Source organism: Desulfosarcina sp. (genome assembly GCF_041551955.1).
GTDB lineage: Bacteria > Desulfobacterota > Desulfobacteria > Desulfobacterales > Desulfosarcinaceae > Desulfosarcina.
Window position 1 is genome coordinate 1 of sequence record NZ_JBFELV010000039.1, and the last position, 21,034, is coordinate 21,034.

The following is a 21,034-nucleotide window of genomic DNA, read 5'->3' on the forward strand; positions in this document are numbered from 1 at the left end:
CCCGCAAACCTTGACCTCGGGCTTTTTATGGCGCCGCCTAAGTTTTTCGGTACCCTTTCAAGTCCGGATGTTCTTTGAAGGCAGGCCCCAGACGAAATAGCGAATCCAATCAAAGCCGAAAAGCAGCAGCTCCCGGTCGCTGGCGCGGAGTTTTTTGACCAGCGCCTTCTTGATTCGATACCGGCTTAAAAAACTGCTCTGGAACACGAAATCGCGGAACCGGTCAATGTTGTAAGCGGCCATGAAGGCCATCTTCCCTTTGGCGCCGCTCAAGCCGTCCGGCCCCCACGGGTCTTTTTCAAACAGCACCTTGATCGCGGCCCATCGGGCGGTCATCTGGTTGTAGGTGTCGGCCTGTTGATCCTGCGCCCATTGGGCGACGGTCAAGGCCCGGTTTTCATGCTGGCCCTGACAGAAATCCGGCGGCCGGAAGAAGCTGATAATTTCCGATGCCCCGCGCCTGTCGTTGATCATCACGCCGTGTTCCACCGGAAACGTCCGGCAGGTGTCGGGCCGGTCAGGGTATACCGTGCAGCCCGCGTCGCATAAAAAGGGACAGGCCTGTAATTCGTTATCGGCCATTCGCAGCAGTACGTCCGGGAAATAGTTGCCCTTGCGCAACACCACATCAACATGGGACTCCAAAAATCGGTCGGAATCCATTTCGAGGCTTTTTCTCAGACGCAGAACATCAAAGGGGTAGAGAATCAGGTTTAGATTCCGGCAGCACCGGTTGAAGCAGGTCAGGTCCTTGTGGCACCGGAAATTAAACGTGTCGGTTTTTTTCAACGGGATTCCCGGCAGCCGGTTTATTTCTTCGGGCTTAATCGATTTCATAGGCCTTGTCTGTGATGGACACCAGCATGTGGGCGATGGTGAGCTTGATCTTATCGGAATATCCGGTTTTTCTGCGCAACTCCTGCTCGAGGGCCGCCATCTGTCGGTAAAATGGGGTGCGGTCGAATCGGATATAATTAGTTCGACCGCGTTGGCGGCTCTGATCGAAAAATGCGTTGCAGCCCGGGTTTCTGATCGGTTCGCCGCCGGGTCGCTGGAGTTCGTGGGGGATGCCGTGAAGCCGGCAGATCATGGGGCGGTATGCGTATAGTGTGCATCTGTCGTTCCGATTGAGCGGACACATGATGCGCAGGGCCTTGCCGTGGCGGTCGGCGTCGTCCATATCAGCGCTGACCGCCAGCGCCTTCTCATAGATCGTGCGGCGAGCGTCGGCTTCAAGGGATCGCAGGCCTTTCACCAGATACAGATACTCCAACAGGGTATGGTGGTAAAATCGGGTCAGGCAGCAGTTGTCCGCACAGCCGTTGCACGCAAATCCATACTGCCCGGCAACGGCCGTATAGGCCTGACTCATCTCGCCAAAAAGGGTCTCCAGCCGTTTCAGCAGAGGGAGATAGCGATGCCTGATGGTCAACAGTCGTTCCAGGGGCGGGTTCATGGTGATCCGTTATTTCCTCAAACCGTGGGCGAGGGGAAAAAGATTCTTTCGTAAAGCCCGAGGGCATGGCGATCAGTGATGCTGGCGATGAAATCGCAGACGACTTGCTTCCGGGGTGAGCCGTTGTTCAAGCAGCCGGCGATGCCCATTCGGGTGAGCTCTTTTTCCAAAACGTGCTCGTTGTCCATCAGGAAGGCGTAAAGTTCAGAAAGGATCTTTTTCGCTTTGACAAATTCCCGGTGAACCTTGACGGATCGGTAGACGTTTTCATAGAGAAAGGCCCGCAATGTGCTCATGGCGCCGAACACCTCCTCGCTCATGTCAAGCCTCAATTCTCCGTCAACCGCCCGGCTGGAAAAGATCAGATCGCGGATCATGGTGGTGGCCCGCTCCTGGTGGGTCCGGCCGATGACGCGTGTGCAGACCGCTGGAACCTGGCTTTCCTGGATGACGCCGCTGCGGATGGCATCGTCGAGGTCGTGATTCAGGTAGGCCATGATGTCGGATATCCGAACAATGCGGCCCTCAATGGTACAGGCCAGTTCGCTGAGGTCATCGGGCAGGATCTTTCCGTAGCCTTTGGAGTGCTTGAGGATGCCGTCGCGCACTTCGTGGGTCAGATTTAACCCGTTGCCGTTGTTTTCGATTACATCCACGACCCGCAGACTCTGCTTGTGATGGGAGAAGTCCGGGGCGTAGATCTCTTGAAGCACCGCTTCTCCGCCGTGTCCAAACGGGGTGTGCCCCAAATCGTGCGCCAGGGCAATCGCTTCGGCCAGGTCTTCGTTAAGAAACATCGCCCGGGCGATGGTGCGGGCAATCTGAGCCACCTCCAGCGTATGGGTCAGGCGCGTACGGTATTCATCTCCCAGCGGGTTCAGGAATACCTGGGTTTTATGCTTCAGCCGCCTGAATGCGTTGGCGTAGACGATGCGGTCGCGGTCGACCTGGAACGCGGTGCGGATGGGACAGGCATCCTCCGGCCGCAGCCGACCGCGGCTGTTGGCACTCTGGCAGCCGAATGGAGACATGAAATTTTTTTCGCGTTTTTCAAATTGCTCGCGGATGTTCATGGCGTCCTGGTTGTGATTTTTGCATAGATGTATTATTTTTAAATGGTTATCTATTCATAGACAAAAGGCTTTGTAAAGCGGTATCTTGGACAGGGGAAGGCGGATTATGGATGGCCATCATCTGATACTCGGGGAGCTATATGATTTCATCTCCGGTGAAATGCTGGCGGATACCCACGACGAGCGCTATCGCCAGAAAATTGCCCGTTTCCTCGTGGCCGACAAAGGCTATGCTAAAACGGATATCCATCCTCGCAACCCCATGATCGTTGCCGCCGGCAACCGCAAGGGGCGTTTGATGCTGGATTTTGCGGTAACGGTTGACCATCGCACGGCAATGGTGATTAAATATGGACCTGGCTCTTTGGTGACCCGATATCGGCCGACACTGGCCATTTCGCGGTTGATGGAACCTTACCAGATCCCGTTCGTGGTGGTGACCAATGGCGAGTCGGCAGACCTTCTCGACGGCGAAACCGGCAAATTGATCGGATCGGGCTTTGACCGGGTCCCCGATAGAAAAAACCTGGTGCAACGGTTGAAGGGGGCTAAATTTTCGCCCATTTCAACAAAGCGCGCGGAAATGGAGGCCAGGATCGTCTACGCATTTGAAATTGACGGCGGGTGTCCCTGTGACGACACCGCATGCAGGATCGCATGAACGCTGAGACGGTGTCGGCCGCAGACACCGTGTTCATGTCAGCGGCGCTTGGCCTGGCTCAAGCGGCCCTGGCGGACGGTGAGTTCCCCGTGGGTTGTGTGATTGCAGACCATGCAATCGAAGTTGCCCGGGGTCACCGTACAGGTACGGCCGGCGGATCGGTAAACGAGATCGACCACGCCGAAATCAATGCCCTGCGGTGTCTTGGCGTTGACATGCCTGACATCGATCGTTCACGGCTGACCATTTACTGCACGATGGAACCTTGCCTGATGTGCTTTTCCGCCATTCTGCTCAGCGGCATCGGTAGAATTGTCTACGCCTATGAAGATGTGATGGGCGGTGGGACCGGATGCGACCGATCCGGTCTGCCACCTTTATACCGAAACGCCGAATTAACGGTGATCTCTGGTGTCTTGAGAAGCCACAGCGTGTTGCTGTTCAAGCAGTTTTTTGCCGATTCGGCGAATCCCTATTGGGCGGACAGCCTGTTGAGCCGCTACACCTTGGCGCAGCCGGCCTCGCCATGACCGGTCACGGGTGTAGGTCATCTGATGAGGGCCGGCTGCGTCCACGTATGCACGGAATTCGTTGATGTCTTTGTCCCGAACTTTGAACGAGAACCCTGATTCCGTGAATGCATACGCCATTTTTTACTTGCATTTGCCAGCGGCGTCATATATTGGAATAAAGTTTAGTATCGAGTATCGGACCATCGTCTGTTGATTATAGTTGGCGTGGATCCATTGGCCTGCCAATGGTTGGCAGGGGTAAAGAAAACCGAAGGTTTAAGGCTTCAGGAGGTGGACGTATAGCTGGTCCCAGATATAGACAGATGGACAGGAGGCCGCCCGATACCACACGGATTAACCAGGGTATCCGGGTGAGGGAGGTCCGCTTGATTGACCCGGAGGGAAACCAGGTCGGCGTACTTCCGATTCATCAGGCGTTGGCCAAAGCCAATGATTTTGGTCTGGATCTTGTCGAAATTTCGCCGAATGCAAAACCGCCGGTATGCAAGATCATGGATTACGGGCGGTTCAAGTATGAGCAGACCAAAAAACAGCAAGAGGCCAAAAAGAAGCAGACCACTTTTCAGCTCAAAGAGATCAAAGTCCGGCCTAAAACCGGAGAGCATGATCTCGGGACGAAAATGGGGCACATCCGTAAATTTCTTGACCGCAAGGACAAGGTCAAGGTCACGGTGATGTTTCGAGGCCGCGAAATCACGCTTTCAGATCGTGGAAGAGCGCTGTTGCAGCAAATTGCCACAGAACTTGAAGAGATTGCCGTTGTGGAGCAATATCCAAAGTTCGAAGGGCGGACGATGATGATGGTGCTTGCTCCCAGATCCCAGGTGGCGCCACCCGGCCAATAACGGTGTGCGGCACCGGCTCCCGGGCACGCAGGCCATGATCCGATCGAAAATAACAAATCATCCCAACAGTTGGCGTGAACGCTTGTTTTCCGTTCACGCCATCGGTTTTTGAGATGTGTTTTTTGTCCGATTTTATATTCAGAATGACGATCGATATTTTGTTCAAGGAGAGAATTTATGCCGAAAATTAAAACCAACCGGGCGGCCGCAAAACGGTTCAAGAAGACCGGGTCCGGCCGGTACACATTTTCAAAGTCTCACCACAGTCACATCCTGACCAGCAAGTCCCGGAAACGTAAGCGCTCCCTGAAGAAGATGCAGCTGATCAAAAAGAGCGACATGAGAGAAATCCGGCTCCTTTTGCCCAACGGTTGACCGGTGGAAAATAAAAAACTATTTGAGCAGGCTTTGCCGATTGCTGGCATCTGAGGAACGATTCAGGTTCGGGTGGCTCGGTGGTCCTGTTTGCAAGGAGATGAAATCATGCGAATTAAAAGAGGCTTCAAGGCGAGGAGACGCCGCCGGAAAGTCTTAAAACTGGCCAAAGGATTTCGCGGCGGACATAGCAAACTCTTTCGGACCGCGGCAGACACGGTAGACAAGGCCCTCAACTATGCCTATCGGGACCGTAAACAGCGAAAGCGCCAATTCCGTCGACTGTGGATTGCGCGCATCAACGCAGCGGCGCGCATGAACGACCTTTCCTACAGCCGGTTCATCAGCGGCCTGAAAAAGGCCGATGTGAGCCTGGATCGGAAGGTACTCGCTGATCTTGCCATATCCGATCCCTCTGGATTTGCCCAGATTGCCGCGCTGGCGTCACAGCAGGGTTAAGCTGGGTCGACCGGTCGCGGCGAAGGCCGTAAGAATCGTTATTCTCCCGCTGCCCCCCCCTTATTCGAACCGCGAAAGTGACCGCACACCTCGTCCCGCTCCGGCGGGACCGAGGGATGGCGACAATCGATTACCAATACAGAGCGACGATCGTGGAAAACACCTTAGAACGGATATATGCGGACGCCATGGATGCGCTGGCATCGGCGGCCGATGTTGATGCGGTAAGCGACCTCTCCACCCAGTACCTCGGTCGGAAGGGGCACATTACCCACTACTTGAGAAACATTTCCAACCTTCCCGTCGAGGAGCGTCCCCAGGCGGGAAAGCGGGCCAATGAAATCAAACGCACCCTGGAAGCTGAATTCAAGAACACCCTGACCCGGCTGGCGGATGCGTCCAAAACGGCAACGGACCGCATCGATGTGTCCCTGCCGGGTCGAGTGCCGGAAAAAGGTTCGCTTCACCCCATTACCCAAATTACCAACCGCATATGCAACATCTTCTCTCAGATGGGTTTCGATGTGGTTGAGGGCCCGGAGGTGGAGACGGACTATTACAATTTTGAGGCCCTCAATATCCCCAAAAACCATCCTGCCCGGGACATGCAGGATACCTTTTACGTGTCAGACAATGTCGTCCTTCGAACCCACACGTCACCCACTCAGCCACGCGTGATGGAAAAACAGCCGCCGCCGGTGCGCATCATCGCCCCGGGCAAAGTGTACCGATGCGATTCCGACCTGACCCACACCCCCATGTTTCACCAGGTGGAGGGGCTGCTGGTGGATCGCCAGGTCTCTTTTGCCGACCTCAAGGGAACCCTGACCGCGTTCATTCACCAGATGTTCGACGACCAGACCACATTGCGGTTTCGACCCAGCTTCTTTCCTTTCACCGAACCCAGCGCCGAAGTGGATATCCGATGCGTGATCTGCAGGGGAAAGGGCTGTCGTGTTTGTTCTCAAACCGGATGGTTGGAAATCCTGGGTTCCGGCATGGTCCATCCGGCGGTATTTGAAAATATCGGATACGACACCAGTCGATATACCGGATTTGCTTTCGGCATGGGGGTGGAGCGTATCGCCATGCTCAAATACGGCATCGATGATATTCGGCGCTATTTCGACAATGACTACCGATTCCTTAGTCAATTTTAAGGGGGAGTGTTCCAGAACCCATGAAAGTTAGCTTAAACTGGTTGAAAGAATATGTGCCCATCGATATGGCGGTCCAGGACCTCGCCGATGCCCTGACCATGGCAGGACTGGAAGTGGAGGCTGTTGAAGATCGCTACGCCCATCTGGAAACGGTGGTCGTCGGGCGGGTGGTCGACGTTTTGCCCCACCCCAACGCCGATCGGCTGAAACTGTGCCGCGTGGATGGTGGCAACGGCATGGTGACGGTTGTTTGCGGCGCACCCAATGCCGCCACCGGGGTGCTGGCACCCCTTGCCCGTGTGGGCACACGGCTGCCTGACGGCACCTTGTTGGCCAAAACCGTCATCCGGGGTGAAACCTCCGAGGGCATGCTGTGCAGCGAGGTGGAATTGGGTCTGGGTCTGGACGGTTCCGGTCTTATGTTGCTCGAGGGGGATCTTCAACCTGGAACCGCCTTGAAAGCGGCGCTGAATCTCTTCGACTGCATCCTCGAGATCGGCTTGACGCCCAATCGGCCTGACTGTCTGAGCATGATGGGGGTGGCTCGTGAGATTGCCGCCATCCAAGGCGTCAAGATGAATCCGCCGGTTTTCAGCCTGCCCGATGTCCACGGAGATATCAGCGCCTTGACCTCGGTGACGATTGAAGCACCGGACCATTGCCCCCGGTACGCCGCCAGACTGATCGATCGTATCACCGTGGCGCCGTCGCCATACTGGCTTCAGGAGCGGCTGCGCTCGGTGGGTGTGCGGCCGATCAACAACGTGGTCGATGTCACCAATTTCGTCATGCTGGAGACCGGGCAGCCCCTGCATGCGTTTGATTTCGACCACCTGTCCGGGCATCGTATCGTGGTTCGAACGGCCGCGGATCAAGAACCATTCACCACCCTGGATCAGAAGGCGCGACGGCTTTCCGACCAGGTGCTGATGATCTGCGACGGCGAAAAGCCGGTGGCCGTCGGTGGTGTCATGGGCGGATTGAACTCGGAAATCGAAGATGCCACCACCCGTGTGCTCATCGAAAGCGCCTGCTTTGATCCGATCAGTATCCGCAGGACGTCCAAGGCGTTGGGGCTCAATACCGATGCATCCCACCGGTTTGAGCGGGGCGTGGACCCCGGCGGCACCCTTTTCGCCCTGAACCGTGCCGCTGGCTTGATGGCCGAGTTGGCGCAAGGCCGGTTGGTCGATGGGATAATCGATGAAGATTTCAGGACCTCGCGCCCCCCGGTGCTCACCCTTGGTGTGCGGGCAACCAATGACCTGTTGGGCACCGATCTGGATCGTGATCGCATGGCCGCCTTGCTGCAAAGCATCGACTTCCAGGTCCAGGCCGACGCTTCGGAGGCGCTCCAGGTGCGGGTGCCCTCTTTTCGCGTGGATGTCACCCGACCCCAGGATCTCATGGAAGAGGTGGCCCGGCTGTCCGGCTACAACCAGATTCCGACGACCTTCCCCAGGTTGCCGGCTCAGGGAACGACCCCGTCACCAATGATGGTCCGGCGCAACCAGGTCAGGGATATTCTCTGTGGCTTTGGATTTTCAGAGGCCATCAATTACAGCTTCATCAGCGCTGATTCCTGCGACCGGATTCGGTTGCATGGCGATGACCCCCGTCGCCACCACGTTTCCCTGCTCAACCCCATTTCCGAAGAGCAGTCGGTGATGCGGACCACCCTGGTTCCAGGCATACTGGAGGCAGGCCAGCGCAATATTGCCCGGCAACAGAACAATCTGCGCCTGTTTGAGATCGGAAAGGTCTTTCTGCCCCAATCGGATGCGCCTCTTCCATTGGAAAAGGAGATGCTCGTCGGTTTATGGACCGGTCGACGCGCCAAGGCTGCATGGCATACCCGGGAAGCCTCCTGCGACTTTTTTGATATAAAAGGGGCTGTGCAAGGGCTGGCGCTTGCCCTTGGGCTCACCATGCTGTCGTTTTCGGCGATGCCCGATGCACAGTGCCGTTTCACCCGCGCAGGTCGCACGGCGCAGGTCTCTCACGACGGGACGGTGCTGGGGATGGTGGGGGAGGTGGATGGTGAGGTGGTGAACACCTACAGCCTTAAGCAGCCGGCGTTTATTTTCGAGCTGGACCTTGCGGCAATCGATCGACTGGCAAGCGATTCCAAACAGATGACACCTATCCCCCGTTTCCCCTCAACAGCCCGGGATATTACCGTTATCGTCGATCAGACGATCGAATCCGGGTGCCTGCTGGAGGCGGTGGCCCATTCCGGCGAAAAACTGGTAGAGGATATTTACCTGTTCGATGTGTTTGCCGGAGATCCCATCCCGGCCGGGAAAAAGAGTGTCTCTTTCCGAGTCGTCTACCGGTCCACCGAACGAACCCTGGAGGATGAATCCGTCAATGCGATCCATCACCATCTCACGCATCGCCTGATCGACGAATTTGGTGCGGCATTGCCGGCCTGATCCACCTGAAGCCGTCGGCAGGGTTTCGCCGACATGGATAACCCCGATGAAAGAAGAGGCTTACGGCGCGGTCGACATACCCGACAAGTTTTACTTCAAGATCGGTGAAGTCAGCGATATCGCCGGTGTTGCGCCCTATGTGCTGCGGTTCTGGGAGACAGAATTCAAGCAGATCAAGCCCAAGCGCACCGATGCGGGACAGCGTCTCTATCGCAAGCAGGATGTGGTGTTGGTCTTAAGAATCAAACACCTTCTCTATCACAGAAAGTTCACCATTGAAGGCGCCCGGCAGCATCTGAAAAAGAAACCCGACCGGGTGCCGGGACCGAGGCAGGCTGCTGCACCGGACATTGCCGAAATCAAGGAGGAATTGATTCGTATCCGGGCATTGATCGATGGTCACAGGGGCTGACGGACTGCTGCCCCGCCCGGTTTTTCGATCCTTTCCCCGCCATTGGATACCTTCCCAGGAGCGACTTGGTGGGGTTGTATAGAAAGATATTGACATCACTTCCGTTTTAACTTATTTAATGCTCCTTGGTGAGCGGGCATAGCTCAGTTGGTAGAGTACAAGCTTCCCAAGCTTGGTGTCGCGAGTTCGAATCTCGTTGCCCGCTCCATTTCAAGTCCGTTTTCGTCTATTCCGGTTATGGTCGCCGGAATGAAGGCGGTTTTTCCGCCCGACGTGGTTTTATGGACTGGTAAGTGACGGTATCCATTATCGGTTTGAACATGGAAACGGGCTGTTTGCCCGTTTTTGTTTTTTTATTCGGTGATAAGATGGCCAAACGTGCCGCAAAGCGAAAACAAAAAAGTGCCGCCGCTGCGTCGGCGAAGCCTCCGGATCCGGAGGTCTTGAAGCGGCAGCGGGCGTTTGTCGATTCGGTTGCTCGCCTGGCCGATCCCCTGTGCACCGCCGAGGGGATGGAATTGGTCCATGTGGAGTACCAGCGCGAGCCGGGCGGATTGACCTTGCGTCTATACCTGGACAAGCCCGGAGGCGTGACGCTGGACGACTGCGTCGACATCAGCCGCCAGTTGGAAGACATCCTGGATGTGCATGCGCAAGATGCACCGCCATATCGGCTGGAGGTTTCATCGCCGGGCTTCGATCGACCGGTGGGAAAGCTTGATGATTTCACGCGCTTTATGGGCCATCGGGCAAAAATTCGCCTGACCACCGCCATGAATGGTCGAAAAAATTTTACCGGCGTGCTGGCCGGCGTGATTGACGACATGGTCCAGTTGCAGGTGGGAGACGAGATGGTTGGTCTGAACTTTAAGGATATTACACGGGCGCGGCTGATCAATTATAATGGAGAACGCTGATGTTTATAGCAGATATCAAACGTGTGGTGGAACAGGTAAGCCGGGACAAGGGCATCGATGTGGAAATTCTGATCCGCGCCCTGGAAGAGGCGTTGCGTTCTGCGGCCAGAAAAAAATTTGGCAGCAAGGTTGACATCGAGGCGCAGTACAGTCCCGACACGGGTGAGATCGAAGTCTTCCAATTTAAGGAGGTGGTGGTGGAGGTGACCGAGCCGGACCTGCAGATCAGCCTGGCTGAAGGGCGCAAACTCGACCCCGACTGTGAGGCTGGCGACAGCCTCGGTACGAAAATGGACACGTCCAGCTTCGGCCGGATTGCCGCGCAATCCGCCAAGCAGGTCATTATCCAGAAGATGAAGGATGCCGAGCGGGATGCGGTATACTCCAGCTACATTGACCGCAAGGGTGAAGTGATCAATGGCATCGTCCAGCGGGTGGATCGGGGCAATATCATCGTCAACCTGGGTAACACCGAAGCCATACTCCCCACCCGGGAACAGATCCCCAGGGAAAACTACCGTCGGGGAGACCGGATCCGGGCTCTGATCTTCGACGTATTATATGATACCCGAGGCCCTCAGATCGTGCTTTCGCGTACGCACCCCGACCTGCTAATCAACTTGTTTAAAACCGAAGTGCCCGAGATCAGTGAGGGGATTGTGGAGGTCAAAGGGGCTGCACGGGAGCCTGGCGTTCGAGCCAAATTTGCCGTTTCTTCCCATGATTCGGACATCGATCCGGTGGGTGCCTGCGTGGGCATGAAGGGCAGTCGGGTGCAAAATGTGGTGCAGGAGCTTCGAGGTGAAAAGATTGACATTATCACCTGGCACGTGGATGCGGCCAAATATGTGTGCAACGCCTTGGCGCCTGCAGAAATTTCCCGGGTGATTATCGATGAAGAAAACAACGCCATGGAGGTCATCGTCCCCGATGAATTCCTTTCCGTTGCCATCGGCAAACGAGGCCAGAACGTACGTCTGGCCTCCAAGCTGACCGGCTGGCATCTGGACGTCAATTCTGAGTCCAAATACGATGAAATGTTGAAGATGGGATACGAATCATTGGTCAACGTCCCCGGCGTAGGCAGCAATCTTGCTGATTCCTTCTTCGAGAAGGGGATTTATTCAGCAGAAGAGCTGGCCGATTCCGTCGTTGAAGAATTGATCGAGATCCGTGGAATCGGACAGGAAAAGGCCGTGGCGCTTATAGAAAATGCTCGGCAGTATGCCATTGAGGCTGCCAAGGCTGCCAAAATCAGACGCTTGGAGGAGGAGGCCCGAGCCGCTGAGGAGGCGATACGGGCCAAAGCAGAAGACGATGCGGTGCCGCCCGACATGCCAGCGGATGAATTGAATGAGGAATCAGCTTCCGGTGCCAAAACCCTGGAAGAGGAGCAGTAGCGGATCAGGGTGCGGATACGGCAGCAGGGCGACAACTGCTTATAACAAGATTTGGGGGAATGGATGGCAAAAATCAGAGTATATGAATTTGCCAGAGATCTTAACATGACGAACAGGGAACTCTTGGACAAGATCCGGGACCTTGATATCGACGTCAGCAGCCATATGAGTTCTCTGGACGAAGATGTGGTGGCAAGGGTCAAGTCGGCGCTATTCGGCGAAAAGGATGACCTACTCGAGGAAAAGCGGGTGCGGCCCACTGTGATTCGGCGGCGCAAGGTTGTCGCCCCCAAGGAACCGGCAGTCCTCGAGGTCGAATCCGCTCCGGCGTCAGAACCGGATTCTCCTTCGGCTGAGACTGAAGAAAAGGCTCCGGAGGCGGTCGACGTGCAACCGTCGCCACCAAAGAAACCCACGGTGAAAAAGCGTAAGCCAGCCCCATCCGCCAAAATCATTGCAACACCCAAGACGAAAACACCCGAAGCGCCGCCGGCGGCGTCGGAACCTGAGCGGGTGGAAGAGAAACCAACTGCCGGAGCGGCCGAACCAGCAGCCCCTGCAACACCGGAACCTGATGCACCCACAGCCGAGGAAAAAACACCGGTCGGCGAAGCGGCAGCCCCCCCTGCCGTCACGACCGATAGTGATCCGGCCGCCGGTGAGCCCGCTTCCGTGCCACCGTCTGCCGAAGAAACGCCCAAGGCGCCCGTGGCAAAGGCCAAGAAAGCCAAGAAAGAAGCGGCGGCCAAGATTATCAAACTGCCGGCTAAACCCAAAATTGCATCGACGCCTGCAACTCGCATCCCACCGGCGGGGCCACCGTCTCGACCGACACTGCAGCAACCGGGAACCGCCGATGCACCAGTTGCCGCCAAGAAAAAGAAGGGGTGGAAGAAAAAGGATAGCGACACCGATGGTATCCGGTTTAGCAAAAAGAAAGGCGGTTTTCGTAAAAGGGAGATCGTGGAGGGTGCAGCGCTTTACAGCGGTAAAATGCGCGGACGCAAAGGTCGAAAGGGCAGCAAGCTGCGAGCCATGCCGGCCGGCCAGAAAACCCAGATCACCACTGCCAAAGCCATCAAACGGCGGGTGAAGGTTGACGAGACCATCGTGCTGTCTGAATTGGCCAAGCGTATGGGCATCAAAGCCAACGAAATGATCGTCAAACTCATGGGCATGGGCGTCATGGCCACCGTGAATCAGACCATCGACTATGATACGGCGGTTCTGGTGGCCGGTGAATTCGACTATGAAGTGGAACGGGCGTCTTTCGAAGAAGACTTGATTCTGAAGAAAACCGAAGCGGATGATCCCGAAAAGCTGGTCTCCCGGCCCCCCGTGGTGACCATCATGGGCCACGTGGACCACGGCAAGACATCGCTGCTTGACGTGATTCGCAAAACCCGGGTGACCGAAGGCGAAGCGGGCGGGATTACCCAGCATATCGGTGCCTATCATGTAGAGACCGAAAAGGGGGTTATCGCGTTTTTGGACACGCCTGGCCACGAAGCCTTCTCCGCCATGCGTTCTCGCGGTGCCAAGGTGACCGACATCGTGGTGCTGGTGGTTGCCGCCGATGACGGGGTGATGCCCCAAACCGTTGAGGCGATCAATCACTCCAAGGCCTCCGGGGTGCCGATCATCGTGGCTGTCAACAAGATGGATAAGCCGGATGCCGATCCGGATCGGGTTCAGCGTGAACTCAGCGAACACGGTCTGATGTCGGAAGCCTGTGGCGGCGATGCCATTTTTGTCATGGTGTCGGCCAAAAAGAATACCGGAATCGACGAACTGCTTGAAATGATTCTACTTCAGGCGGAAATACTGGAGCTCAAGGCCAATCCTGACAAACTGGCCAGCGGCCACGTGGTCGAGGCCAAACTGGATTCAGGGCGCGGGCCTGTGGCCACCGTCCTTGTTCAGGAAGGCACCCTGCGTGCCGGCGATTCGATTGTTTGTGGAATGCATTATGGAAAAATCCGTGTGCTTCAGGACGATCTGGGCCGCACGGTGGAATCTGCCGGCCCGTCTATGCCTGTGGAAATTGTGGGCCTGTCCGGTGTTCCCATGGCCGGCGATGAACTGGTGGCGCTGGCAGACGAGAAGGATGCGCGCCAGGTGAGCCAGCACCGCACCCAGAAACAACGCTCCAAGGAGCTGGCCAAGACGAATCGGCTGAGCCTGGAGGGGCTGTTCGAAAAGATGCAGAAGGGCGAGGTCAAGGACCTGAACCTGATCATCAAGGCGGACGTGGACGGCTCGATCGAGGCGTTGCGAGACTCCTTGGTCAAGCTTTCCAACGAGGAGGTGAGCATCAATGTGGTCCACGCGGCCACAGGCACCATCACTGAGTCGGACATATCCCTGGCCGCGGTTTCCAATGCCATCATCATCGGCTTCAATGTCCGGCCCAATGCAAAGGTGCAGGAACTGGCCGCCGAAGAGAATGTGGATATGCGGTTCCACAATGTCATCTACAATGTCATCAAGGAGGTCAAGGATGCCATCGTGGGCATGATGGAATCCACATTCGAGGAGCGGGTGCTCGGTCGTGCTGATGTCCGCCAGACCTTCCATGTACCCAAGATTGGCACCATTGCCGGCTGTTATGTGACCGACGGCAAGATCCAACGGGGGCAGCTCATGCGGTTGGTTCGGGACGGCATCATCACCTACGAGGGCAGAAACAACAGCCTGCGCCGGTTCAAGGATGATGTGAAGGAAGTCCAGTCCGGCTATGAATGCGGCATCAGTATTGAAAATTTTAATGATATCAAGGTCGGTGACGTGATTGAGAGTTACTATTTGGAAGAGATTCGTCCGGAAGTGGAGTGATGAACCAGGATGGTCGTCGGTGTCGGGCACATTGTTTTAAGGATCTATCCGTGCAGCTCCTTGAAAGAAAAACGCAAGGTCGTCAAGGCTATCGTTGCCCGTATCCGGAACCATTTTAACGCGTCGGTTGCCGAGGTGGCGGACAATGACATTTATCAACGGGCGGTAATCGGTATCGGCCTGGTCGGCAGTGACCGCCGCATGATCAACGCAAAGCTGGATAAAGTGTTTAATTTTGTCGACGGCCTTGGGCTAGCGGAAATGATTGACGCCCAAATGGAAATCATCTCTATGTAACAGGTAATCAGCGTGGCAACCCGATCATTTAATCGAGCGGAAAGAGTCGGCGGTCAGGTGCAGAAAGTGCTGGCCAGTCTTATTCGCAAGGGCGTCAACGACCCGCGGCTGGCCCAGGCCACCATTACCGGCGTGACCTTGAGCCGTGACCTGCGGATCGCCAAGGTATACTTTACCGCCCATGGTGATGTGCATGATGAACAAGCCCTCTTGGCTGGGTTCCAAAGCGCCAAAGGGTTCATCAAGCGGGAGCTGGCCAGGGAGCTTGGCCTTCGGTACATGCCGGAACTGAAATTTTTTTACGACGCGTCGTTTGACTATGGGGCCCACATCAACCGGGTACTGAAATCCATACAACGCAATGATGAAAAAGATAATTCAACAGCTGACGAACAGTAGCCGCGTTCTGCTCGCATCCCACGCCAATCCGGACGGCGATGCCATCGGCTCCCTGCTGGCCTTGGGCATTGCCCTTGAGCGGCTGGGGCAAGCGGTGACGCTCTACAACGAAAGTGCCATACCCGCCGTGTATCGTTTTCTGCCCTCGGTGGACCGCATCCAGAAACAGCTGGCCGATCCGGAACGCTTCGATACGGCTGTCATGCTGGACTGCGGGGGCCTGGATCGCGTTGGGTCGGCCGTCGAGGCCATCGCCGCCATACCGACCATTGTCAACATCGACCACCACGCCACCAATACCCGCTTCGGGCAATACCATCTGGTGGATGTGGATGCCTGCGCCACGTCAGAGATTGTCTATCGATTGATTCAATCCATGGGGCTGGAAATGAACCTGGCCATGGCGACGGCGATCTACACCGGCATCCTCACGGATACGGGCTCCTTCCGGTTTTCCAACACCAACCGGGCTGCCTTTTCCATCTGCGAGGCCATGGTGGCTGTCGGGGTCAAGCCGTCAACCGTCGCCCAGCATGTATATGGCACCTATTCCCTGGGGCGGATCAAGCTGCTCAACCTGGCTCTGGATTCCATTGAGATATCTCATAACGGGAGCCTTTCCATCATGACGGTTACCCGGGAGATGCTGTCAGACACCGGCACCCAGCCTGAGGATGCGGATGGCCTGATCAATTATGCCCGACGGATTCAGGACGTAAAGGTCGCCGCCCTTATCCATGAATTGGAAAACGGCAATGGGGTGTCGAAGCGCCGGAAACGATTCCATGTGAGTCTGCGATCGGATGGCAGTGTTGATGTCTCCCGAATTGCCTCGAATTTTGGCGGAGGCGGTCACACCGCCGCTGCCGGATTTTCCGTGGAATCCAGTCTGGCGGAACTGAAGAAGACCATATACAACCTGTCCGAGGGTTTAGGCGGAAAATGCCACCTGAACTGAACGGAATTGTTGTCGTCGACAAGCCTAAAGGGATCTCATCAGCTGGCGTTGTCGCGCAGGTCAAAGGCATCTTCGGGGTTAAAAAAGTCGGCCATACAGGGACCTTAGACCCCTTTGCCACCGGTGTCCTGATCTGTTGCATCAACCAGGCCACCCGGCTGGCCCAGTTTTTCCTCAAAGGCGACAAGGTCTACGAGGCGGAACTGGTTCTGGGCGCCGTGACGGATACCCAGGATGCGACGGGAACCGTCGTTGAACGACATCCGCTGGATGGGGTGTCTGCGGCACAAGTCCATGAAATGGCGGGGCGGTTCGTGGGCGCCATCACTCAGGTCCCCCCCGTCTATTCGGCCCTGAAACATCAGGGAACACCGCTTTATAAGCTGGCCCGCCGGGGATCGCCCGTGGAAAAGCCAGCCCGGCCGGTGCGGATTAACTATTTGGAGATACTCGAGGTCGATCTGCCGACGGTTCGATTCTCGGTGGCCTGTTCATCCGGCACCTATATCCGCACCCTGTGTGCCGACATCGGCCGGGAACTGGGTTGCGGCGGGCACCTCAACGCCCTTTGCAGAACAGCCAGTTGCGGTTTTGCCGTCGATGCCGCTTTCAGCCTCGAGCAGTTGGCGGAATTGAAGGTGCAAGGCAGGTTGGGCGAATCGGTGATCCCCATGAATGAGGCGCTGCCATTCATGCCTATTGCGATGGCCGATGATGGCTTGGCCAAAAGGATCCGCCATGGTGCGAAACTGTCGGAAACAGACCTTCCGATTCCACCGCGGGTGTCTGAGCAGGGCGTGTTCAAGGTGATTGACCCGCAGGGCCGTTTGATCGCCGTTCTGACTGAATCGCCGGCAACAGGCAGCTATAATTATTGTTGTGTTTTTTCGGCGTAAAGGTGATATTTATTCGGTAACCATTTTAAGGAGGACGAAACATTGGCGTACACAGCGGAAACCAAAAAAGAACTCATTGAAAAATACAAACAGCACGACTCCGACACGGGTTCTCCGGAAGTCCAGATCGGTCTGCTCACGCATCGGATTTCCTACCTCACCGAGCATCTGAAAGTGCACAAAAAGGATCACCATTCCCGTCGGGGATTGCTGATGCTGGTAGGCAAGCGTCGCCGACTGCTCAACTACGTCAAGGGCAATGATGTCCAGCGCTATCGCTCTATTATCGAAACGCTTGGACTGCGGCGCTAAGGTGACGCGACAACGGCAACAAACCGTTGCCGAAACCCTCTTGCCGGTTTCATGGGTGCGGCCACCCACCGTCTTGCAGTTGCCGGGTGGTATAGGTGTATCCTGCAGCTCTGTTTTTGGGCCACAGACCTGACCCACGGCAATTTTACAGGCGGCGGTTTATATCTCATCCGCTGCCGGAATATAATCGGGAGAAAAAATTCTAATGGAATGTACATTCAAGGCTGATGTCGGGGGCAAACCCCTGAGCATTCAGGCAGGCAAGGTTGCCAAGCAGGCGTCCGGATCGGTTGTGGTTCAATACGGCGATACGGTGGTTTTGGTAACGGCGGTCTCCGCCGATAACGAGAGAGATGTCGATTTTTTGCCCCTTTCCGTGGAATACCAGGAAAAGATCTATGCGGCCGGCCGAATCCCAGGTAATTATTTTAGAAGGGAGATCGGACGACCCAGCGAAAAAGAGACCCTGACCGCGCGGCTGATCGACCGGCCTATTCGGCCGCTGTTTCCCAAGGAATACCGTTTCGAGACCCAGGTGATTGCCACGGTGCTTTCCATGGACCAGGAGAACGATGCGGACATGCTGGCCATGGTGGGTGCATCGGCGGCACTGGAAATCTCGGATATCCCCTTTGCCGGACCCATTGCCAGTGTTCGTGTGGGACGCATCGACGGTCAATTTATGGCCAACCCGACCCTTTCCCAGATGGTGGATAGCGACATCAACATCATTATCGCCGGTTCACGTACGGGTGTGGTCATGGTAGAAGGCGGCGGCGATGTGGTGGCTGAAGCGGACATGCTGGAGGCCATTTTTTTCGGCCACAAGGCCATTCAGCCCATCATTGACATCCAAGAACAGCTCAAAGCGGAAATCGGCAAGCCCAAACGGCCCTTTATCCCGCCGGAAAAAGATCCGGCCCTGGTTGAGATGTTGCGTGAAAAGGCCACTGCCCGCCTGCGCGAGGCCTTGATCATCCCTGAGAAGATGAAGCGCTACGATGCCGTGCGGACCGTCAAGTCTCAGATCGTCGAATCGTTGGGTGAGGAGATGGCGGATCGGCGCGGTGAGATCGGCGCCGTTCTTGGCGATCTCCAGAAGCAGATCTGCCGGGACATGATTCTTAAAGAGGGCCGTCGTATCGATAACCGGCGGTTCGACGAGATCCGACCGATCACCTGCGAAGTGGGGGTGCTGCCCCGTCCCCACGGCAGCGCACTGTTTACCCGCGGCGAGACCCAGGTGCTCGGCATCCTTACCCTCGGCGCGGGCGGTGACGAACAACGGGTGGAAACCCTCAGCGGTGAGGAGAACCGGCCCTTTATGCTTCACTACAATTTCCCTCCCTACTCGGTGGGGGAAGTCAAGCGCGTAGGATCCCCCAGCCGGCGTGACATCGGCCATGGCGGCCTCTCCACCCGAGCCATCGAACGGGTCCTTCCGGACAAGGAGGATTTCGATTACACGATCCGGATCGTTTCCGAGGTGCTGGAGTCCAATGGTTCCTCATCCATGGGAACCGTCTGTTCCGGGATACTGGCGATGATGGACGGTGGCGTGCCAATCAAGGCGCCGGTGTCGGGCATTGCCATGGGGTTGGTGAAGGAGGGCGACCAGGTGGTGATCCTTTCCGACATCCTGGGCGACGAAGATCACACCGGTGACATGGATTTCAAGGTGACCGGCACCGCCGATGGCATCACGGCCCTTCAAATGGACATTAAAATTCATGAGCTTTCCCGGGACATCATGCACAAGGCCCTGGAGCAGGCAAAAGCTGGCCGGCTGCACATTCTGGGCAAGATGCTCCAGGCGTTGGCCGTCCCCCGCGAGGAGATCTCCCCATTCGCCCCGAAAATCATCGCCATCAAAATCAATCCGGACAAAATTCGTGACATCATCGGCCCCGGAGGAAAGGTGATCCGGGCCATTCAAAGCGAAACCAACACCAAGATCGAGATCGACGACAGTGGACTGGTGAAGATCGCCGCCACTTCGGCCGAAGACGGTGAAGCCGCCCGGCTGCAAGTGGAGACGTTGACCATGGAGCCTGAAGTAGGTGCCCTCTACGAGGGGAAGGTGGTCAAGACCACGGATTTCGGCGCTTTCGTTCAGATCGTTCCCGGCACCGACGGATTGGTGCACATCAGCCAGTTGGCCAACCACCGGGTTGGCAAGGTGACCGACGTGGTCAAAGAAGGCGACACCCTGAAAGTCAAGGTCCTTGAAATTTCCAAGGACGGCAAGATCCGACTCAGCCACAAGGCCGTTTTGGAAGATGAGCGTGAATCCGACGGTCAATAAAACCACCCTTGAAAACGGGGTTCGCATCGTTTCCATGACTATGCCCCACGTGCGCTCAGTTTCCATGGGGGTCTGGGTTCACGTGGGGGCACGTGACGAAACCGATGCCGAGAGCGGGCTGTCCCATTTCATCGAGCACATGATTTTCAAGGGTACGGTCCGGCGCAGCGCTTTTCAGATCGCCAAGGAATTCGATGCCATCGGCGGCCAGACGAACGCGTTTACCTCCATGGAGCACACCTGCTACCATGCGCGAGTGCTGGACATCCACCTGGAAACCATGGTGGATATCCTCTCCGACATCTTCCTCAATTCGATCTTTGATGAAAGTGAGATTGATCGGGAGCGGCCGGTGATCGTCCAGGAAATTGGCATGGTCGAGGACAGTCCTGAGGAGTGGGTCCACACCATGATGGGTCCCGCTTTCTGGGGCGGCCATCCGCTGGGACGTTCCATCCTCGGTTCACGGGAAAACATTCAGGCCTTCGACAGCCAGACCATTAAGGGCTTTTTCAAACGGCTCTACCAGCCCGATCGGATTGTTATCGCCGTTGCCGGTCATGTGGATCATGATCGCTTTGTGGAACGGGTGGCGCCCGTTTTTTCCACCATCGCTGCCGGTAACGGGTTTGCACCCCGGCGTGTGCCGGCCACCGGTTGCGGTATCCAATTGAAGCACCGGGATCTGGAACAGTCGCACATCTGCTTAGGCATGAACGGGGTGTCGGTGACCGACCCTCGCCGTTTTGCCGCCTCCCTGATCAACACCATTTTCGGCGGCAACATGAGTTCACGGCTTTTTCAGATCATCCGCGAGCAACGGGGACTGGCCTATTCCATCTACTCATTTTTAACCTCCTTTGCCGATTCCGGCATGTTCGGTATTTACACAGCGGTTGCCCCCACGGAGCTTGATAACTGCCTCGATTTGATCATGGATCAGATCCGGCGTCTAAAACGGGCGCCGGTATCGAACCGTGTGTTGGCGGATGCCAAGGCGTTCACCAAGGGCAACCTTCTCATGGCTGCGGAAAGCCCGGACAACCAGATGGTCCGATTGGCTCAGAATGAATACTATTTCGGCCGGACCATTCCGATTCAATCGGTGATCGACGACATCGAGGCCGTTACCGCCGCTGACCTGCTTTGCCTGGCCGAGGACCTCTGGGGCGGCGGCAATGCCGCCCTGACCCTGCTGGGGCCCGGTGTTGACCGAAACGACCTTTCCGGACAACTGGCCTTATAGGGCCGCTGGGAATAAATCGGGCCTGGCAAACCGGTTTTTAATGTCATTTAACCCGGAAAA

General features: G+C 56.3%; 21 protein-coding genes and 1 tRNA gene. 19 read left to right on the plus strand and 3 right to left on the minus strand.

All coding sequences use genetic code 11. The features are described from left to right. Positions 1–57: 57 nt before the first annotated feature. From ABYV26_RS05100 to ABYV26_RS05110, 3 genes are read right to left on the minus strand one after another with little or no spacing between them, the layout of a single operon-like run. A complete protein-coding gene (locus ABYV26_RS05100) occupies positions 58–837 on the minus strand; it encodes a YkgJ family cysteine cluster protein (protein ID WP_372678792.1) in 780 nt (259 codons plus the stop codon). After that, positions 824–1,456, minus strand: a complete 633-nt coding sequence (locus tag ABYV26_RS05105) for a YkgJ family cysteine cluster protein (protein ID WP_372678793.1) — start codon at positions 1,454–1,456, stop codon at positions 824–826. The genes ABYV26_RS05100 and ABYV26_RS05105 overlap by 14 nt, the downstream gene beginning before the upstream one ends. Before the next feature lie 17 nt (positions 1,457–1,473). Beyond that, positions 1,474–2,529 (minus strand): deoxyguanosinetriphosphate triphosphohydrolase, encoded by a 1,056-nt coding sequence (locus tag ABYV26_RS05110; protein WP_372678795.1) that lies wholly within the window; start codon positions 2,527–2,529, stop codon positions 1,474–1,476. Positions 2,530–2,635: 106 nt separating this feature from the next. On the opposite strand from ABYV26_RS05110, the gene ABYV26_RS05115 reads away from it, so the two are divergent. From ABYV26_RS05115 to ABYV26_RS05205, 19 genes are all read left to right on the plus strand, one after another. Beyond that, positions 2,636–3,190, plus strand: coding sequence for a type I restriction enzyme HsdR N-terminal domain-containing protein (locus ABYV26_RS05115; RefSeq protein WP_372678796.1), 555 nt, complete (start codon positions 2,636–2,638; stop codon positions 3,188–3,190). Continuing rightward, positions 3,187–3,720, plus strand: coding sequence for a nucleoside deaminase (locus tag ABYV26_RS05120; RefSeq protein WP_372678797.1), 534 nt, complete (start codon positions 3,187–3,189; stop codon positions 3,718–3,720). The genes ABYV26_RS05115 and ABYV26_RS05120 overlap by 4 nt, the downstream gene beginning before the upstream one ends. A gap of 305 nt (positions 3,721–4,025) precedes the next feature. After that, complete coding sequence (infC, locus tag ABYV26_RS05125) at positions 4,026–4,568, plus strand: translation initiation factor IF-3 (protein ID WP_372678799.1); 543 nt, start codon at positions 4,026–4,028, stop codon at positions 4,566–4,568. Between the two features lie 177 nt (positions 4,569–4,745). Continuing rightward, on the plus strand, positions 4,746–4,943 hold the full coding sequence (gene rpmI / locus ABYV26_RS05130; RefSeq protein WP_372678801.1) for a 50S ribosomal protein L35: 198 nt from the start codon (positions 4,746–4,748) through the stop codon (positions 4,941–4,943). A gap of 108 nt (positions 4,944–5,051) precedes the next feature. After that, on the plus strand, positions 5,052–5,402 hold the full coding sequence (gene rplT, locus ABYV26_RS05135) for a 50S ribosomal protein L20 (RefSeq protein ID WP_372678803.1): 351 nt from the start codon (positions 5,052–5,054) through the stop codon (positions 5,400–5,402). A gap of 116 nt (positions 5,403–5,518) precedes the next feature. Next, positions 5,519–6,562, plus strand: a complete 1,044-nt coding sequence (gene pheS, locus ABYV26_RS05140; protein ID WP_372678805.1) for a phenylalanine--tRNA ligase subunit alpha — start codon at positions 5,519–5,521, stop codon at positions 6,560–6,562. 20 nt (positions 6,563–6,582) lie between these two features. Beyond that, positions 6,583–8,997 (plus strand): phenylalanine--tRNA ligase subunit beta, encoded by a 2,415-nt coding sequence (gene pheT / locus ABYV26_RS05145; RefSeq protein ID WP_372678807.1) that lies wholly within the window; start codon positions 6,583–6,585, stop codon positions 8,995–8,997. A gap of 46 nt (positions 8,998–9,043) precedes the next feature. Further along, the gene (locus ABYV26_RS05150) at positions 9,044–9,409 is read left to right on the plus strand and encodes a MerR family transcriptional regulator (RefSeq protein ID WP_372678809.1); all 366 of its coding nucleotides are present in this window, start codon (positions 9,044–9,046) and stop codon (positions 9,407–9,409) included. A gap of 132 nt (positions 9,410–9,541) precedes the next feature. Continuing rightward, positions 9,542–9,617 (plus strand) — tRNA-Gly (locus tag ABYV26_RS05155). 160 nt (positions 9,618–9,777) lie between these two features. Continuing rightward, complete coding sequence (rimP, locus tag ABYV26_RS05160) at positions 9,778–10,326, plus strand: ribosome maturation factor RimP (RefSeq protein WP_372678811.1); 549 nt, start codon at positions 9,778–9,780, stop codon at positions 10,324–10,326. Beyond that, positions 10,326–11,726 (plus strand): transcription termination factor NusA, encoded by a 1,401-nt coding sequence (nusA, locus tag ABYV26_RS05165; protein ID WP_372678813.1) that lies wholly within the window; start codon positions 10,326–10,328, stop codon positions 11,724–11,726. The genes rimP and nusA overlap by 1 nt, the downstream gene beginning before the upstream one ends. A 63-nt stretch (positions 11,727–11,789) precedes the next feature. Continuing rightward, positions 11,790–14,561, plus strand: a complete 2,772-nt coding sequence (gene infB / locus ABYV26_RS05170; protein WP_372678814.1) for a translation initiation factor IF-2 — start codon at positions 11,790–11,792, stop codon at positions 14,559–14,561. A 9-nt stretch (positions 14,562–14,570) separates the two neighbouring features. Next, a complete protein-coding gene (locus tag ABYV26_RS05175) occupies positions 14,571–14,858 on the plus strand; it encodes a DUF503 domain-containing protein (RefSeq protein WP_372678816.1) in 288 nt (95 codons plus the stop codon). Between the two features lie 12 nt (positions 14,859–14,870). Next, complete coding sequence (gene rbfA / locus ABYV26_RS05180; RefSeq protein WP_372678817.1) at positions 14,871–15,257, plus strand: 30S ribosome-binding factor RbfA; 387 nt, start codon at positions 14,871–14,873, stop codon at positions 15,255–15,257. Beyond that, positions 15,220–16,215, plus strand: coding sequence for a bifunctional oligoribonuclease/PAP phosphatase NrnA (locus ABYV26_RS05185; RefSeq protein ID WP_372678819.1), 996 nt, complete (start codon positions 15,220–15,222; stop codon positions 16,213–16,215). Before rbfA ends, ABYV26_RS05185 begins: the two co-directional genes overlap by 38 nt. After that, entirely contained in the window at positions 16,200–17,111 is a 912-nt protein-coding gene (gene truB, locus ABYV26_RS05190; RefSeq protein WP_372678821.1) for a tRNA pseudouridine(55) synthase TruB, read from the plus strand. The genes ABYV26_RS05185 and truB overlap by 16 nt, the downstream gene beginning before the upstream one ends. Before the next feature lie 42 nt (positions 17,112–17,153). Beyond that, positions 17,154–17,423 carry a 30S ribosomal protein S15 gene (rpsO, locus tag ABYV26_RS05195; RefSeq protein WP_319259507.1) on the plus strand — a complete coding sequence of 90 codons (270 nt, stop codon included), beginning with the start codon at positions 17,154–17,156 and terminating at the stop codon, positions 17,421–17,423. Positions 17,424–17,628: 205 nt separating this feature from the next. Then, positions 17,629–19,728, plus strand: coding sequence for a polyribonucleotide nucleotidyltransferase (gene pnp / locus ABYV26_RS05200; protein WP_372678823.1), 2,100 nt, complete (start codon positions 17,629–17,631; stop codon positions 19,726–19,728). After that, positions 19,709–20,974, plus strand: coding sequence for a M16 family metallopeptidase (locus ABYV26_RS05205; RefSeq protein WP_372678825.1), 1,266 nt, complete (start codon positions 19,709–19,711; stop codon positions 20,972–20,974). Before pnp ends, ABYV26_RS05205 begins: the two co-directional genes overlap by 20 nt. Positions 20,975–21,034: the final 60 nt, after the last annotated feature.